This window comes from Rhodococcoides kyotonense (assembly GCF_900188125.1).
Classification (GTDB): domain Bacteria; phylum Actinomycetota; class Actinomycetes; order Mycobacteriales; family Mycobacteriaceae; genus Rhodococcoides; species Rhodococcoides kyotonense.
The window spans coordinates 130,312-147,005 of the sequence record NZ_FZOW01000014.1 but is presented as its reverse complement, the minus strand read 5'-3'; the positions used below and the strand labels follow the sequence as shown (position 1 = coordinate 147,005).

Here is a 16,694-nt window from a genome sequence, read left to right as displayed (position 1 = left end):
CGAACCGGCGCGCAGATCATCAGAGTTCTCTCAGAGTGAGCGGGGGACTGGTGCCTGCCCAATCGAGCCTTCATGACACGATATGAAGCCGTGACAGGTCAATCTCCGCGCCCCACTCCACCTCGTCCGTCGACGTCGGGAATGCCCGTCGTCACGATGATCGGCGGAGGCCAGCTCGCGCGCATGACGCACCAGGCCGCCATCGCGCTCGGTCAGACGCTTCGAGTGCTGTCGGCCGGTGCCGACGAGCCCGCCGCCCAGGTCAGTGCCGACGTCGTCCTGGGCCACCACGACGACCTGAACGCACTGCGTACCGCTGCCACAGGATCGAACGCGCTGACGTTCGACCACGAGCACGTGCCGACGGAACATCTCGACGCTCTGGTCGCCGAAGGTGTCAACGTTCAGCCGCCGCCCACCGCGCTGATCTACGCGCAGGACAAGCTGAAGATGCGACGCAAGTTGGGCGAACTCGGCGCGCCGATGCCCGCGTTCGCCGAGATCACGTGGGCCGGTGACGTGACGAAGTTCGGTGACGAACACGGCTGGCCCGTCGTCGTCAAGTCCATTCGGGGTGGATACGACGGCCGGGGCGTCTGGATGCCCGAGGATGCGGACGAGGCCGAGCAGATCGTTCAGCGCCAACTCGATCTCGGGGTCCCGTTGATGGTCGAGGAGAAGGTCGATCTCGCGCGCGAGCTGTCGGCGATGGTCGGGCGGTCGCCGTTCGGTCAGGGTGCCGCATGGCCCGTCGTCGAGACGGTACAACGCGACGGACAGTGCGCGGTCGTCGTCGCTCCCGCGCCCGCACTGGACGAGGACGTCGCAGTCGCGGCGGAACGCCTCGCCCTCGGTCTCGCGGCCGAACTGGGTGTGGTCGGCGCGATGGCCGTCGAGTTGTTCGAGACGAAGGACGGCACGATCCTCGTCAACGAGCTCGCGATGCGACCGCACAACTCCGGCCACTGGAGCATGGACGGGTGTCGGACGTCGCAGTTCGAGCAACACCTGCGCGCCGTGCTCGACTATCCGCTCGGAGACACGACGCCGTTGGCGCCGGTCACCGTCATGGCCAACATCCTCGGAGCACCGGAGGCTCCCGAGATGTCGATGGACGAACGGCTGCACCACCTGTTCGCTCGGATGCCCGACGCCAAGGTTCACCTCTACGGCAAGGGTGAGCGCAAGGACCGCAAGATCGGCCACGTCAACGTGCTCGGTGCGGCGAAAGGCAGCCTGAGCGACCCCGATTACGTCGCAGCTGTGCGGGAGAAGGCCGAGCGTGCGGCGCACTGGATGTCGCACGCCGTATGGACCGATGGATGGGACAACCACTGATGTCTGACGCGACCGGCCCGCAGGTCGGCCTCATCATGGGCAGCGACTCCGACTGGCCGACGATGGAGGCTGCCGCAGAAGCGTTGGCCGAGTTCGGGATTCGTTTCGAGGTGGGCGTCGTCTCGGCCCATCGAACGCCGCAGCGCATGCACGAGTACGCCACCGGTGCGGCCGGCCGTGGGTTGCAGGTCATCATCGCCGGAGCGGGCGGGGCGGCTCACCTCCCCGGCATGGTCGCCTCGGCGACGCCGTTGCCTGTCATCGGTGTGCCCGTCCCGCTGAAGTACTTGGACGGCATGGATTCGCTGCTGTCGATCGTGCAGATGCCCGCCGGAATCCCGGTCGCGACCGTCTCGATCGGTGGCGCGAGGAACGCAGGCCTGCTGGCTGCCCGCATTCTCGGCGCGAGCGACCCCGAACTGCGCGGACGGATCGAGCAGTTCCAAGCCGGTCTCGAGGAGATGGTGCTCGAGAAGGACGCAGCGCTGCGGGCGAAGTTGCTGGGCTGAGAATCACCGTCGGGATGGGCGATCGAGCGCGTCGGGCGGCGAGGGGCAGCATCGGCGCCCTCTTCGCCACCTACGTCGCGTTGGGCTACGCGCGCCTGTGGCGAGCGAAGATCACGTTCGACGACGGCCATCGCCTGTTCGTCGCGTCGGGCATCCGCGGCGGTTTCGGGCGCGGCGGCACGACGATCGGCGGCGTCTACCTGACGCGTGCCAACACCTCTCACGCGGTTCTGCGTCACGAGAGTGTGCACGCGGACCAGTGGGCTCGGTACGGACTTCTGTTCGCCGTTCGTTACCTGTTCGAGGAGGTTCGGCATCCCGGGCCGACGAACAAGTACGAGATCGAAGCCGGACTCGAGGACGGCGGCTACAAGGGAAGACCGCGACGCTACTGATCGAGTGTCTTGGTGACTTTCTCTGTGGCAGTGAGCCGTTCGGTCTTGGACTTGTCCGGGTTGTTCACCTGCACCAGCGATGCGCCTGCGACGAGCACCGACAGCAGACCGTCGATCAACTCGTCGGGCGTTCCCCACGGAAGCGAGGACAACACACGATCGCCGAGTCCGAGCGAATGTGCCTCTGCGCGAGCGCGAGCCGCGACCAGGACGTCCTCGACCGATCGCCCGTCGAGTGCGGCGCCTTGGCCCGACGGCCGAAACTGGTCGCCGTGCACACGCACCGACGTTGCGTAATCGGTCACGCCGACGGGAAGGTCGGCGACCGGCCTGCCGAACGCGTCGAGTGACAATGCGAGAACCTCGGGGATGTCGCCCGCGTCGTCGAGTCGAGTGCCGTGCACCAAAGCGACCTCGGAGTCGGGATCGGCGGTGAGCACCACATCGGCACCCGCCCACCATGCGCCCAGGAGCACCGCAGCGGTCTGCCAGTGTGCAGGCAACAGGACGGCGACCTTCGCGCCCGGCTCCACCCCCACCTCGTCGCGAAGAAGGTTGGCCGTCTTGGCAGCCCAGTTCGCCAGCGTGACCGCCGAGACCTCGATGCGCTCGCCGGTCGCGTCGTCGTAGTACGTCACCCGCGGACCGGCAGGATCGGTCTGGAGAATCGGATCGAGCAGTTCCTGCGTCAGGGTCGAAGGCACGAACGCCACCCTATCGGAACGCCCGGAACAGATCAGTTGACGCAGGCGGGTCCGGTCGAGCCCGCGTCGATCGGGGGAGCGGGAGACTCACCCGCGGACGCGGCGAGCTGGTCCGTCGTCGTCGGGGTGGACGACGCGGTGGATCCGTCCGCGCCAGGACCGGAGTAGTCGGCCGCGAGAACGACTCGGACCGTGTCGTCGGCCAGCGTGTCGTCGGACGTGATCTCGATACCACCGAGCGCGGCCGACACGGCCTGTGCCGCATCGCTGTCGGGGTCGGCGGCCTGAATCGTGCTGCTGGACACCGACGTTCCCTCGTAGTTCCCGACGGTGCCGCTGCCGTAACCCAGCGAACCGAGCGAACTCGCCACTCCGTTTGCGAGACCGTCGATTCCGCTGTCGTTGGCGACGTCGACGGTGACCGACGACGGATCGACCTGCGGTGCGTCGGTCTCCGGCGCCGAGTCCTGCTCGTCCGAGCTCCCATCCAGCAGTCCTTCGACGTACTTCTTCACGGCGGCGGGGTCGACCTCGACGATGGACTCGCCGTAGTCGGTCACGCCGTTGATGTCGATGGCCGGAATGGTCTCGAACTTGACCTGACCGCCCGCGAGGTCCTGCAAACGCGTCGCGAATTGCAGTATGTCCCAATCGGAATCGAGGACCACCGACCGCTGGACCGCCGCGCTGAGCTGATTCAACTTGCTCGGGTTGCTCAGGGTCTTCGCGCTCAGCACACTGCGCACGAGCGACGCCATGAACACCTGCTGTCGCACGATGCGGTCGAGGTCACCACGCGGCAGATCGTGTCGCTGACGTACGAAACTCAGCGCGTCGGCGCCGGACAAGGTCTGTTCCCCCGCAGGGAAATTGGCACCCGACATCGGCTCGTCGACGGGGGCGTTCAAGCAGACGTCGACGCCTCCCACCGCATCGGTGAGAAGCACGAATCCGAGCAGTCCGACCTCCGCGTAGTGATCGACGGTGATGCCCGTCAGGTCGGCGACCGATTCGATCAGAGCTTCGCGGCCGGCCTCGGTCGACTGCGTTTCCGCTTCGGCGTCGGTCGATCCCTGCTCGACGAGTTCGAGTCGCTTGTTCTCCTTCGTCGCACCGTATGCGGCGTTGATCTTCGACTTTCCGATCCCGGGGACGTCGACGTAGGAATCGCGGGGGATGGAGATCGCGGTGGCGGACGAGCCGTCGTTGGGGACTCGGATTAGCACGATCGTGTCGGTGTTCGACGCGACTTCCTCGCCTGCCCGAAGCGAGTCCAACTCGCTCTGCGACAAGGCATTACCGTGTGCGTCGGTGCGACTGTCGGTTCCGACCATCAGGATGTCGACGGCGCCGTCGGTGCCGCCGCCGAGGCCGAGAGCGCCGGCTGTCGCGATGTTCGATCGCAGGCTGTCGACGCTGCGCCACGCGAATCCGGTGATGACGAGGACCACGACGGACACGATCGCGATCAGTACCTGCGGCGGCCTGAGTCTGCCTGTTCCCGACCGTGCGGGGCGTTCTCTGCGAGGCGAGTCGGCACCCCTGCGGGTCCGGCGAACACGCTCGGTGCGCGGCTCGGCGCCGTGTGATCCGGCGGCGTGTGATCCGGTGCTGTGTGATCCGGCGGCGCTGTGTGCTTCGGCGGTGCGAGGCTCCCGACGGGTGCGAGGTTCGCCGCGACCTCGAGATTCGTTCCGACGCGCGCGGGAACGCGGATCCCTCCGCGACGCATCCGACTCTCGTGGCACCTGGTGACCTCTCGCTTCTCTTCTGCTCGTCGTGTCCTTCTCGTCGCCCCCGAAGAAACAGGCTACTTGTGAAAAGTCACTGCTTCGCTCAGGCGGCGACGGCGTGCCACACTTTGCAACTGTGGCGAACATCCTTGTGACCGGTGCCGGGGGACAACTGGGACGACAGGTGGTGACCCTTGCCGGGGGCTCCGCCGACGTCGACCGTGTGATCGGCGTGACCAGCGGCGAAGTGGACATCACCGACGCGGCGGCGGTCGCCGACGCCGTCGAACCGGGCTCCGTGGTGATCAACTGCGCGGCGTACACCGCCGTCGACGCCGCCGAGACCGACGAGGCGCGCGCTTCGGCGGTCAACGCCGACGGTCCGAGAAACCTCGCCGAGGCCTGCGCAAGGGTGTCGGCCCGACTGATCCACGTCTCCACCGATTACGTGTTCGACGGCACGGCCCAGCTGCCGTACGAGCCGGATCAGCCGACCGGGCCGCGCAGCGCCTACGGACGAACCAAACTTGCCGGTGAACGCGCGGTGCTCGCGGCATTGCCGTGGGCCACGGTCGTTCGTACCGCCTGGGTCTACACCGGTGCCGGTTCGGATTTCGTGTCGACGATGCGGCGGCTGGAACGTGAACGCGACACGGTGTCCGTCGTCGACGATCAGACCGGTTCTCCGACGTACGCGCGCGACCTGGCCGCCGGGTTGCTCGAATTGGCTGTCGCATCCGGCCCCATCGACCCTGTGCTTCACCTCACCAACTCGGGAACGGCGACGTGGTTCGATCTCGCGCGCGCGGTGTTCGCCGGTGTCGGGGCCGATCCCGACCGTGTGACGCCCTGCTCGAGCGCCGAATACGTTCGGCCGGCCCCCAGACCCACCTATTCGGTCCTGTCGGGCACTGCGTGGGCCCGAGCCGGACTCACGCCGCTGCGAGACTGGCGTGACGCACTCGACGACGCACTTCGCGCCGTCGGTGTCGGTGACTGATCGCGACGGCGAAGTCGTCGCGGGAATGTGGGACGACGGCCTACCGCTAGTCTGGCCCGCGTGAGTTCCAAGCTGGCCGTCGTGACGGTGACCTATTCGCCCGGGAAATATCTGGATCAGTTCCTCGAGTCTCTCGAGTCCGCCACGGGCGAGAAACCGCTGGTCATCATGGCCGACAACGGCTCCACCGACGGCAGCCCGGAAGCCGCTGAAGCCGCGTATCCGGACGCCAGACTCTTTCGGACGGGTGCGAACCTGGGATACGGCGGAGCCGTGAATCGCGCCGTCGCCGAGATCGACGACAGCATCGAATTCGTCGTCGTCGTCAATCCCGACGTCAAATGGCATCCCGGATCCCTCGACGGGCTGCTCGAGGCAGCGGAGCGGTGGCCGCGTGCCGGAGCGCTCGGTCCATTGATCCGTGAGCCCGACGGCAGCAGATACCCGTCGGCTCGCGCGGTACCGAATCTGACGTCCGGCGTCGGGCACGCAGTCCTCGGCAAGGTGTGGCCCGGCAATCCATGGACTCAGCGCTACCGACAGGACAACGAAGCCGTGACGGAGCGAACTGTCGGCTGGCTGTCCGGATCGTGCCTCCTGCTTCGCCGAGCCGCGTTCGACTCCGTGAACGGGTTCGATTCCCGGTACTTCATGTATATGGAGGACGTGGACTTGGGAGACCGCCTCGGAACCGCCGGATGGCTGAATGTCTACGTCCCCGGCGTGGAAGTCACCCATTCCAAAGGCCATGCGGCAGGGAGGCATCCGGAGTTGATGCTTCCCGCGCATCATGCGAGCGCATATCGCTTTCAGGCGGATCGGCACCCACATCTGTGGCAAGCTCCCATACGATGGGCGCTGCGCGCAGGACTGGCCGTGCGCTCGAAGGTGGTTGTGGCTGCGGCACTTCGACAGCGACGAATCGACGACAACAGAGAGGCCGATGATGTCAGCTGAGGCGGGACGTACAACCGACGCCGTGATTCTGGTGGGCGGCAAAGGAACTCGGCTTCGGCCGCTGACCCTGTCGGCTCCCAAGCCCATGCTTCCGACGGCTGGACTGCCGTTTCTGCATCACCTGCTCGCCCGGATCAAGAACGCCGGAATCGACCACGTCGTGCTCGGCACGTCGTTCAAAGCCGAGGTCTTCGAGGAGCATTTCGGCGACGGTTCCTCGCTCGGCATCGAGCTCGAATACGTCACCGAGACCGAACCGATGGGAACCGGCGGCGGCATCCGCAACGTGCTTCCGCGTCTGCGTGCGGACAACGTGGTGGTGTTCAACGGCGACGTGCTCGGCGGAACCGACCTGACCGCAGTGCTCGACACCCACTACCGCACCGAGGCCGACGTCACATTGCACCTGGTGCGCGTCGGTGACCCCCGTGCGTTCGGCTGCGTTCCCACCGACGAGGACGGCCGAGTCACGGCCTTCCTCGAGAAGGCGCAGGATCCGCCGACGGACCAGATCAACGCCGGATGCTACGTCTTCCGCCGCGAGATCATCGAGAAGATTCCGCACGACCGACCGGTGTCCGTCGAGCGCGAGGTCTTCCCGGCCCTTCTCGCCGAGGACAAGCGCGTCTTCGGCCACGTGGACAGTGCGTACTGGCGTGACATGGGAACGCCGGAGGACTTCGTCAAGGGCTCGTCGGATCTGGTTCGCGGAATCGCCCCGTCGCCCGCACTGACCGGGACGCGAGGCGAATCGCTCGTCCACCCGAGCGCAGGCGTCGCACCCGGGGCGTTGCTGATCGGCGGCACGGTCGTCGGACGCGGTGCGGAGATCGGTGCAGGCGCGCGTCTCGACGGTGCGGTCATCTTCGACGGTGCGGTCGTGGAGGCCGGCGCCGTCGTCGAACGGTCCATCATCGGCTTCGGGGCTCGAATCGGGCCCCGAGCCCTCGTGCGTGACGGCGTCATCGGTGACGGCGCAGACATCGGCGCGCGCTGCGAATTGCTGCGCGGCGCCCGTGTCTGGCCTGGAGTGAAGCTTCCCGACGGCGGCGTCAGGTTCTCCACCGACGTCTAACGGTTCTCCGCGAGTCCGACGAGGTGGGCGATCGTGTCCGCTTCGGCGGACTCGGGGAGAGCGTCGACAGGCCACCACCGTAGATCGGTGGACTCCTCGCTCCGTACCGCGTGCGCGCCCTCCGGCGCGCGTACCAGGAACCTCAGGTCGAGGTGACGCGTCGGCTTCCCCAGCGAACACGTGATGGGGTGCGTGTGCGCCGATAGAAGCTGGGCATCGATCGTGAGATCGTCGATGCCGGATTCCTCGCGAGCTTCTCGCAATGCCGCGTCCACGACCGAGGCGTCGGATTCCTCGCAGTGGCCACCCAGCTGAATCCAGCGGCCGACGCGTGGGTGCAGCGTCAGCAGCACGTTGCGACCCGAGAAATCCAGCACAAGGGACGACGCGGTGACGTGTCCCGGCTCATTGGCGCGCAGACATCCGTTGGGGTTGCTTGCGAGGAACGCGAGCATCGTATGTCGAAGCGAGTCCTCGTGCCAGGCTTCGGTGTTCCATGCAGTCAGAGTCGCGACCGCCGAATCATGCAGGGTGCGAACGGGGTTCGAGTCGGTCATGTCAGATCTCCACGAGCTCGTTGCCGGGGCGGCGCGGGTCCCGAGGGGCCGGTTCCTCGTGCGGATGTCCGATTGCTATGGCGCCCATGGCCTTCCAATCAGCGCGCAGGCCGAGTTCGGTGCGCACGATGTCGGACGCGAAGATCGTCGAACCGATCCAGCAGCTTCCGAGCCCGCGTACGGCAAGCGAGACGAGCAGACTCTGAACGGCTGCCCCGACGGCAACCGTGAACATCGTCTCCTCCGCGCGCGTCCGTCGATCGTCGGGATAGGTGTGGGCGCCGTCCGGCACACAGAACGGAACGATCAGTTCCGGCGCGTCGAACAGGATGTCGCCCCGCGCCGTTCGCTTCTCTATTCGGTCCTCGGACCACCCGTCTGCACGCAGGTCCTCCTTCCACTTCTCTTTCATTCCGGCGAGCAACCGGTTCCGCAGAGCAGGCGTACGCACCCACACGAAACGTACGGGATGGGTGTGGTGCGGCGCAGGTGCGGTCAGTGCATCGCCGACGGCCGCACGAATATCGTCCGGATCGACGGGATCGTCGGTGAAGGAGCGGACCGACCGCCGGAGCAGCAGAGCCTCACGCCTGCCCTTGTCGATCGACTCGGCGGTGCCGAGCCAGAACAGGTCTTCTTCACCCGGCCGGATCAGATCTCGTGCGACGGAGCCGTCGGCGACCGGCGTGAGTCCACGAACGACGGCGACGGGCACCGAACCGAGCTTCCCTTTCACCAGATCTCCCGCGGCAGCAATCTCGTCGGCGACCGCGACCTCGGTGACGACGAGCTCGTTGCCCTGGCTGTCCTCGGCGCCCGCGTACGCATGCACGACGGCGAGTCCCGCGGCACCGATGGCCACATCCGTCTGGCCGACACGCCACGCGCGTCCCATCGTGTCCGTGACGACGACTCCGACCGTCACTCCGAGAGAGTCCGCGAGTGCCGTGCGGAGTGCAGCCGCGCTCGCGTCCGGATTCTCGGGCAGCAGAGCGAGTTCCGCTCGATCGACGTTGGACCCGTCGATTCCACTTGCGGCCTGGACGATGCCGAGGCGGTTCTCGGTGATGAGCGTGCGTCCTTTGCGTGCGACGACGCGAACTGCCTCCTGGTCCACCAGCTTTCGACGCGCTGCGTCGCGTTCGTCCGGATCCAGCGGTGCATCGACGAGTCGGCCTTCGACTTTGGAGAACACCTTGCTCGTCACGACGAGTACGTCACCGTCGCGGATCCACGGCGCGCACCGTGCGATCGCCGAGGCGAGATCGTCGCCGGGTCGGAACTCGGGAAGTCCTGGGACGGGAACGATCTCGATGGATCTGCCAGGCGAATGGTCTTCGGGTACGGGAGAATTCACAGCTGGACACCTGCGCATCGAAGGGCGGCGGCGGCCATCTCGGCAGTCGTCTCCGGGTCGGTCATGAGCAGAGGCACACTACGGACGTCGACTCCGGGAACTGTCGCGGTGTCGGTCGAATGAACGAGCCAGCCGTCGAGAATTCCGGTGTCCGACCGTGCGCCGTAATACTTTCCGACGGCTTCGGCCGTCGTGTCGACGCCGATGACGGACAGGCACTCGTCGGCCATTCCGCGCAGTGGCTTGTCGTCCACGATGGGTGAGAGTCCGACGACCTTTGCAGCGGTGGTGCGCAGAGCGCTCCGAATGCCGGGAACGGAGAGGATAGCCCCGACGCTGACGACGGGATTCGACGGTGCGAGTATGACGGCATCCGCCTCGGCGATCGCGTCGAGCACGCCGGGCGCCGGACTTGCCTGCTCGGCACCGATGTTCGCGAAGCTGTGCGTCGGGATCTTGGCGCGGTAGCGAACCCACCACTCCTGGAAGTGAATTGCGCGCTGCGACTCTCCGCTCGCTTCGTCCTGATCGGTGACGACGACGTGAGTCTCGCTGCGATCGTCCGTGACCGGGAGCAGGCGGACGCCCGGCTTCCACCGATTGCAGAGCGCTTCGGTCACCGCCGACAACGGGTAACCCGTGCGCAACATCCGCGATCGGATGAGGTGCGTGGCGATGTCTCGATCGCCCAGGCCGAACCAATCCGGATCGGCTCCGTACGCGGCGAGTTCGTCTCGCGCATGCCAGGTCTCCGCGATGCGTCCCCATCCGCGTTCGGTGTCGATGCCGTCACCGAGCGTGTACATGCACGTGTCCAGATCGGGGCAGATTCGCAACCCGTGCATCCAGACGTCGTCGCCGACGTTGACGACCGCCGTGATGTCGTCGTCCTCCCCGAGAAGGGATTTCAGACCCTGTAGGAACCGGGCTCCGCCCACGCCACCGACCAAGACAGTAACTTTCACAGGTCCGAAGCCTAGGCCGTGCGCGCGAACGACGGGTAGGCGAGTGTCCGAGAATCAGGTTCGACGCTCGCTGGGCCCCGACATGCGTACGACACGCTGACGACGGGCCTCGATTCGGGGAGGGTGCCGAATTCGAGCCGAAGATGGTATTGGAAAATCGCCGATCAGCTTGACCGCAGCAGTGTTCGGCGTGTCTAATCACATGTATGTCATTCCACGCTCGACCCGCGAATGTGGTTGGAGTGGCCCTGGATTCGAACACGCGTTCCCATGTGGCGGCATCGCGTCGGGACGTGTAGTAAAGGTCGAGGGTTCGTGAGTGGCAGCGAATACCAGCGTGGGGCAAGGTATTCGGAAACCGACCGAAATTTCTGCGCTATTTCAAGGTGAGGAGGCGGAAGCGATGTACGACCAGCACGTGACACGTGAAACACAGGGCAAAACCGGTGCTCACCTCAGCGCAGTCAACCACGCGCCGCAGACCGATTCCGAAGCAGGCGCAGCATCACGCGGCTGCGACGACAACATCGACGGCGCCCGCGCTGTCGTGAGCACGACTGACATCAGCACGACCGAAATCATCACAGTTCCTTCGTCCGAGGTGACACCGGTCGATGCCGGCGCTGCATACCTCGATACGCCCTCGCTCGACGAAACCGACTCGGCTGAAACCGACTCGGCTGAAACCGACTCTGCTGCAGTCGATTCCGATGACGAAGACTTCGGTGATCGGGATTCGATCGATGCCGAGGGCGGCGAGATCGCTTCTCGCGCTCCGGAGAAGCCGTTTCTGAGCCTCATTCCCGGATTCGATCAGATGTTCGAGGAGATCGAGGACCAGTGGCAGGAGCGCGCTCTGTGCGCTCAGACCGATCCGGAGGCATTCTTCCCCGAGAAGGGCGGATCCACGCGCGAGGCCAAGCGAATCTGCCTCGGTTGTGAAGTCAAGGACGAGTGCCTCGAATACGCTCTGGCGAACGACGAGCGTTTCGGAATCTGGGGCGGACTGTCCGAGCGTGAGCGCAGAAGGCTCAAGCGCGGAATCGTCTGACAGCCCGGTCTCGCCGACTCAATTCTCGTCGAATCCGGGGTCCACCGTCTCGGGGTCGACCCCGAGGTATGTCGCGACCTGTTCCACCAACACCTCGTAGAGAAGGTCTTCGAGATCCTCCGGGTGTTGTGCACGGCGCTGCAGCGGGCGTCGAAACAGAACGATTCGTGCGCGTGTCGTCTCACCGCGCCTGTCTATGCCTGCGGGCACGAGCCGGGACAGCGGGACGGGTCCCTCCGCGACCACCTCGGGCGGCCAATCGATCGAGTCGGGGTCGATTGCCCTGATCTTCGGGACCTCGTCGACGGCGATGTCCAAGCGCTCCAGGCGCTCGTGGAAACGGTGGTCGATTCGTGCGAAAGCTTCGAGAACCGCTCGGTCGAACTTGTCTGCGCGTGTGCGGTGGCCGGGAAGATCACTCGGCATGATCGGTCCGCGCGGCCCTCGGCCCCGTCGCTCGGCGGATCGTGAGGTGTGTCCGGATCCCGTTCTGGCCATACCGTGAGGTTATCTTCGGCGATTCGCGGTGTGTCGAGGGGTCGGTCGGTGCGGGGGAGGTAGGCTCTCGCGTGTGAGATCTCTGCGTGGATGCTGCCGACCGGGGTGTAGTCGTTCGGCCGTTGCGACGCTCACGTATGTCTATTCCGATTCGACTGCGGTCGTCGGACCTCTCGCCACCGTGGACGAGCCGCATTCGTGGGACCTGTGTGAAGTGCACGCATCGACCACCACTGCACCCAAGGGGTGGGAACTCGTCCGATACGAGGGTGGGTACTCCACCACGTCGCCCGACGAGGACGACCTGACGGCTCTCGCCGAGGCAGTACGGGAGGCAGGTCGAGGCGACCGTCCTCGCGTCGACGAGGTGGGAACGCAGTCCGAGGGACGGCATGCACGTCGCGAGTCGACCGAGGATCGTCAGTCTCCGCCGCCTGCCCGTACGGGTCGTCGCGGACACCTGCGCGTACTTCCGGACCCGACGTCCTGACGCTCGTTTCTGGTGCGAGTCGTTCTGTGCGAGCAGTTTTCGCATACTTTCGATCACAACTCGGTGCGTTCGACGCGCTGCAGGTGTCCGGTTGTGGAAGATTCGTGGACACGCTCGATGTTTAGTTCGAGCTCGATCGTCCAATTCAGGTTTTGACCGTTCGCCCCACCTACATCAACAGGAGTCGTTCGTGGCACGAACTACCGAGTCCGTCAATGCAGTCATCAAGGCTTACGACGTGCGAGGGGTGGTCGGCGAGCAGATAGACGTCGACTTCGTCCGTGACGTCGGCGCTGCATTCGCGCGTTTGGTGCGGGACGGAGCGACCGATCGCGTCGTCGTCGGACACGACATGCGCCCGTCGTCACCCGAGCTGTCGCGCGCCTTCGCGGACGGAGTCACCGCACAGGGTCTCGACGTGGTTCTCATCGGGCTCGCGTCCACCGACCAGTTGTACTTCGCGTCCGGACTGCTCGAATGTCCTGGTGCGATGTTCACGGCAAGCCACAATCCCGCGCAGTACAACGGCATCAAACTGTGCCGCGCAGGCGCGAAACCGGTAGGGCAGGACAGCGGCCTCGACAAGATCAAGGCCGAGCTCGTCGAGGGAGTTCCCGCGTACGACGGTGCACCGGGAACGGTCTCGGAACGGGACGTCCTCGAGGAGTACGCGACGTTCGTACGTGAGCTCGTCGATCTGTCGAAGGTCAGCGGGGTGAAAATTGCCGTGGATGCCGCGAACGGCATGGGTGGGCATACGGTTCCCGCAGTACTGGGCTCGTTGCCCGTCACGGTCGAGCCGCTGTACTTCGAACTCGACGGGACGTTCCCGAACCACGAGGCGAACCCACTCGACCCCGAGAACCTGAAGGATCTGCAGGCTTTCGTACGTAAGACCGGTGCGGACATCGGACTCGCGTTCGACGGTGACGCAGACCGATGCTTCGTCGTCGACGAGAAGGGCGATCCCGTGTCGCCGTCCGCGGTGACTTCTCTCGTGGCCGAGCGTGAGCTCGCCAAGGAGCCGGGTGCAACGGTCATTCACAACCTGATCACGTCGCGTGCAGTCCCGGAACTCGTCACCGAGCTCGGCGGCACACCGGTTCGAACCCGTGTCGGCCATTCGTTCATCAAGCAGCAGATGGCAGACACCGGCGCCATCTTCGGTGGCGAACATTCGGCCCACTACTACTTCCGTGATTTCTGGGGCGCCGACTCCGGCATGCTGGCGGCACTGCACGTCCTCGCGGCGCTCGGTTCGCAGGATCGTCCGCTGTCCGAGCTGATGGAGTCGTACGAGTCCTACGCGGCCTCGGGGGAAATCAACTCGACGGTCGCGGACGCCGCGGAACGCACGGTCGCGGTGCTCGACGCCTTCGCTGATCGCACCGTGTCGGTCGATCGTCTCGACGGAGTGACCGTCGATCTGAAGGACGGAGCGTGGTTCAATCTCCGAGCATCCAACACCGAACCGTTGCTGCGACTGAACGTGGAAGCTCGTACACGAGAAGAAGTGGACGCACTGACCTCCGAGATACTGGGCGTCGTTCGCGCAGGACTGGAATAGTGGTTCTGTAGTCGGAGTGAACACGCGAGTCGGGCGAGGAAAGGACGGTGTCGAACGACCATGACTGCCCCCTCACCCTTGTTCGATCTCGACGACTCCGCTGCGCTGGTTGCGGCCGACGTGGACGGCGTTCTCCGGAGCGCCGCCTTGGCAGGCGCCCAGGTCCGAGCCACCGCAGCGGCGGTCGTCGAGTCGGTGTCCGGACGGCTGCAGGATCTGCGCCCTCGTAGTGTCGTGTTCGTCTGTGGCGACGGTCGGGCCGGACGTGCCGCGTCGATTCTCGTCGCAGCCCTCGGTGCTCGGATCGGCGTCCCCCTCGTCCACGCTGCGGGAACCCCGCCGTGGGTCGGCCCCCTCGACGTCGTACTCGTCTGTGGTGACGACGCAGGCGATCCACGATTGGCGGAGTCGACGTCGGCTGCAGTGCGGCGCGGTGCCGAGACCGTCCTCGTGACTCCGGACGAAGGGCCGTTGAGATCAGCTGCCGCGGGCCGCGGAATATTCGTTCCGCCGAGAATCGCAGTGCGAGAACACAATACGGTGATGCGCTATCTCGCTGCGGACATCGCTGTGCTCGGAGCTCTCGCAGACGGCGCGTATCGGCCCTTGTTACCAGACCTGGACGTGCTGGCAGATCTCCTCGACGGTGAAGCGGCGCGAAACCACCCGTCGCACGAGGTGTTCCACAACCCCGCGAAATCCTTGGCTGCCAGGATGTCCGGGGCACGCGTCGTACTGACCGGGTCCAGCCCGGTGGCCGTCGAGGTAGCCCGTCACGCCGGCGAAATTCTGTTCCGTGCCGCAGGCATCGTGAGCGCCACCGGCGAACTCGGCGACGTCGTTGCCGCTGCCATCGCGGCGGGACGCGTCGCCTCGACCGACAGCGCCGCGCAGTACGACCCGTTCTTTCACGACGAGCAAGTGGACGGTCCGAGGCCGCAACCGCCTGTGCGTGTGATGGTGTTCGCTGCGCCCGATGCCGTGGCGACGACGGAGCGCCGGACGGCTGCCGTCCCGGATGTGGAAGTACTGTCCGCGGATACATCGATGTTCGAGATCCCCGGTTCCGGGTACACGCATGCCGGCTCGCGGGATTCAGGTGCGCGTGCGAACACGGGGCTCGACGCGGCGAAGCCGGACGAGCTCGGATCGATGACGTTGTTGGCAACGCGGTTGGAGATGGCTGCCGCGTATCTACATGTGATGGGCGGTAGGTAGTGCACGTTCTGCACGGAGCAGTCAGGTCGTACGCGTGGGGGTCACGGACATCACTTGCCGAGCTCCGTGGTCATACGGTGCCGTCCGAACATCCCGAAGCGGAGATCTGGCTCGGTGCACATCCGGCCGATCCGGCGCAGATCGGTGACGGGCCGTCGAAGCAATCGCTGCTGACCCGGATCGACGAGGATCCGGTTCGTGAGCTGGGAGCCGACACCGCGCGGACCTACGAGGGCCGATTACCGTTCCTTCTGAAACTTCTTGCTGCCGACGAGCCACTGTCGCTTCAGGCGCACCCGAGCGCGGAACAGGCGAAGGAGGGTTTCGCGCGCGAGGAGAGTCGGCACGTTCCCATCGACTCACCGGTTCGCAACTATCGCGACGCCAACCACAAGCCCGAGCTCATCGTCGCGCTGACCGAGTTCCACGCACTGGCAGGCTTCCGATGCCCTCGCGAGACGGTCGAGTTCATCGACGCCCTCGGTGTCGAGGCGCTGTCGGGGTACCGCTCATTGCTCGCCGATCAGCCGGACGACGCGGGGCTGCGCACGGTGTTCACGTCCTGGATCACGCTGCCGGGACCTGCGTTGGACGCGCTCCTGCCTCTCGTCGCCGACGGATTGGTGGATTACCTGTCCACCCGCGCACAGTCCGACGGCGGCAAGTTCGTCACCGAGGCGAAAACGTTGCTCGAACTCGGCGAGTCCTATCCCGGTGACGCAGGTGTCCTCGCCGCGATGTTGCTCAACCGCGTGACGTTGTCGCCTGGCCAAGGTCTGTACCTCGACGCGGGCAACCTGCACGCGTACCTGTCGGGCACCGGTGTCGAGATCATGGCCAATTCGGACAACGTTCTGCGCGGCGGTCTGACGCCGAAGCACGTCGACGTCCCGGAACTGCTGCGTGTGCTGGATTTCGAGCCCGCTGAGGTCAGCATCCTCGATCCTGTGTCCGACTCCGCCGAGTCACCAGTGCTGTACTCCACACCTGCACCGGAATTCGCGCTGTCGCGGGCGTCGCTCGACGACGGCCAGTCTGTCAAACTCGACGGCGCGGGGCCGCGCATCGTGCTGTGCACCGCCGGACGCGTCGCACTCGACGACGGCGACACCGAGCTGGTTCTGGAACGCGGATCGTCGGTGTGGGTGTCCGCAGCGGATCCTGTCCTGGCAGTACACGCCCGGTGGGGAGCCGCGGAAGTGTTCAGTGCCACAGTCGGCTAGCGTACGAGACATACATCACGCACCAAGTGCTCGAAACAAGACTGTCGACAGGTAGGA

The 16,694-nt window shown here is 65.7% G+C and carries 17 protein-coding genes; 11 read left to right on the top strand and 6 right to left on the bottom strand.

All coding sequences use genetic code 11. The annotated features are described in order from the left end of the window. Positions 1-72 precede the first annotated feature (72 nt). The 3 genes from CHB96_RS21800 to CHB96_RS21790 are packed head-to-tail and all read left to right on the top strand — an operon-like array spanning position 73 to position 2,242. Positions 73-1,338: a 5-(carboxyamino)imidazole ribonucleotide synthase gene (locus tag CHB96_RS21800; protein ID WP_089250155.1), complete on the top strand. Its 1,266-nt coding sequence runs from the start codon at positions 73-75 to the stop codon at positions 1,336-1,338. Continuing rightward, positions 1,338-1,847: a 5-(carboxyamino)imidazole ribonucleotide mutase gene (gene purE, locus CHB96_RS21795; protein WP_089250153.1), complete on the top strand. Its 510-nt coding sequence runs from the start codon at positions 1,338-1,340 to the stop codon at positions 1,845-1,847. The genes CHB96_RS21800 and purE overlap by 1 nt, the downstream gene beginning before the upstream one ends. 14 nt (positions 1,848-1,861) lie before the next feature. After that, entirely contained in the window at positions 1,862-2,242 is a 381-nt protein-coding gene (locus CHB96_RS21790; RefSeq protein WP_089250151.1) for a hypothetical protein, read from the top strand. On the opposite strand, the gene CHB96_RS21785 is transcribed toward CHB96_RS21790, so the two are convergent. Together CHB96_RS21785 and CHB96_RS21780 are read right to left on the bottom strand one after the other, a co-directional pair. Then, a complete protein-coding gene (locus CHB96_RS21785; RefSeq protein ID WP_089250254.1) occupies positions 2,236-2,946 on the bottom strand; it encodes a TIGR03089 family protein in 711 nt (236 codons plus the stop codon). The two genes, CHB96_RS21790 and CHB96_RS21785, sit on opposite strands and share 7 nt — an antisense overlap. A gap of 32 nt (positions 2,947-2,978) precedes the next feature. Beyond that, complete coding sequence (locus tag CHB96_RS21780; RefSeq protein WP_089250252.1) at positions 2,979-4,415, bottom strand: LCP family protein; 1,437 nt, start codon at positions 4,413-4,415, stop codon at positions 2,979-2,981. Between the two features lie 400 nt (positions 4,416-4,815). Here CHB96_RS21780 and rfbD point away from each other — a divergent pair, with 400 nt between their 5' ends. The 3 genes from rfbD to manB are packed head-to-tail and all read left to right on the top strand — an operon-like array spanning position 4,816 to position 7,711. Then, positions 4,816-5,679, top strand: a complete 864-nt coding sequence (gene rfbD / locus CHB96_RS21775; protein WP_089250149.1) for a dTDP-4-dehydrorhamnose reductase — start codon at positions 4,816-4,818, stop codon at positions 5,677-5,679. A 60-nt stretch (positions 5,680-5,739) separates the two neighbouring features. Then, positions 5,740-6,636 (top strand): glycosyltransferase family 2 protein, encoded by an 897-nt coding sequence (locus CHB96_RS21770; RefSeq protein WP_089250147.1) that lies wholly within the window; start codon positions 5,740-5,742, stop codon positions 6,634-6,636. Further along, positions 6,626-7,711: a mannose-1-phosphate guanylyltransferase gene (gene manB, locus CHB96_RS21765; protein WP_089250250.1), complete on the top strand. Its 1,086-nt coding sequence runs from the start codon at positions 6,626-6,628 to the stop codon at positions 7,709-7,711. Before CHB96_RS21770 ends, manB begins: the two co-directional genes overlap by 11 nt. Here manB and CHB96_RS21760 read toward each other — a convergent pair. From CHB96_RS21760 to cofD, 3 genes are read right to left on the bottom strand one after another with little or no spacing between them, the layout of a single operon-like run. Then, on the bottom strand, positions 7,708-8,268 hold the full coding sequence (locus tag CHB96_RS21760) for an NUDIX hydrolase (RefSeq protein ID WP_089250145.1): 561 nt from the start codon (positions 8,266-8,268) through the stop codon (positions 7,708-7,710). The genes manB and CHB96_RS21760 overlap by 4 nt on opposite strands. A gap of 1 nt (position 8,269) precedes the next feature. Further along, positions 8,270-9,625 (bottom strand): coenzyme F420-0:L-glutamate ligase, encoded by a 1,356-nt coding sequence (locus tag CHB96_RS21755; RefSeq protein ID WP_371829040.1) that lies wholly within the window; start codon positions 9,623-9,625, stop codon positions 8,270-8,272. Further along, positions 9,622-10,590, bottom strand: coding sequence for a 2-phospho-L-lactate transferase (gene cofD, locus CHB96_RS21750; RefSeq protein ID WP_089250141.1), 969 nt, complete (start codon positions 10,588-10,590; stop codon positions 9,622-9,624). The genes CHB96_RS21755 and cofD overlap by 4 nt, the downstream gene beginning before the upstream one ends. A gap of 817 nt (positions 10,591-11,407) precedes the next feature. Between cofD and CHB96_RS21745 the strand changes: the two genes are divergently transcribed. Further along, a complete protein-coding gene (locus CHB96_RS21745; RefSeq protein WP_027498876.1) occupies positions 11,408-11,641 on the top strand; it encodes a WhiB family transcriptional regulator in 234 nt (77 codons plus the stop codon). An 18-nt stretch (positions 11,642-11,659) separates the two neighbouring features. Here the strand turns inward: CHB96_RS21745 and CHB96_RS21740 are convergent, their stop codons facing one another. Beyond that, positions 11,660-12,139 (bottom strand): metallopeptidase family protein, encoded by a 480-nt coding sequence (locus tag CHB96_RS21740; RefSeq protein WP_089250139.1) that lies wholly within the window; start codon positions 12,137-12,139, stop codon positions 11,660-11,662. A 73-nt stretch (positions 12,140-12,212) separates the two neighbouring features. Between CHB96_RS21740 and CHB96_RS21735 the strand changes: the two genes are divergently transcribed. The 4 genes from CHB96_RS21735 (at position 12,213) to manA (ending at position 16,637) form a co-directional block, all read left to right on the top strand. Further along, complete coding sequence (locus CHB96_RS21735; protein ID WP_176444425.1) at positions 12,213-12,629, top strand: DUF3499 domain-containing protein; 417 nt, start codon at positions 12,213-12,215, stop codon at positions 12,627-12,629. A 190-nt stretch (positions 12,630-12,819) separates the two neighbouring features. Beyond that, entirely contained in the window at positions 12,820-14,196 is a 1,377-nt protein-coding gene (locus CHB96_RS21730) for a phosphomannomutase/phosphoglucomutase (RefSeq protein WP_089250137.1), read from the top strand. A 60-nt stretch (positions 14,197-14,256) separates the two neighbouring features. Continuing rightward, the gene (locus CHB96_RS21725) at positions 14,257-15,414 is read left to right on the top strand and encodes a tobH protein (RefSeq protein WP_089250135.1); all 1,158 of its coding nucleotides are present in this window, start codon (positions 14,257-14,259) and stop codon (positions 15,412-15,414) included. Continuing rightward, the gene (gene manA, locus CHB96_RS21720; protein WP_089250133.1) at positions 15,414-16,637 is read left to right on the top strand and encodes a mannose-6-phosphate isomerase, class I; all 1,224 of its coding nucleotides are present in this window, start codon (positions 15,414-15,416) and stop codon (positions 16,635-16,637) included. Before CHB96_RS21725 ends, manA begins: the two co-directional genes overlap by 1 nt. The last annotated feature ends 57 nt before the right edge of the window (positions 16,638-16,694 follow it).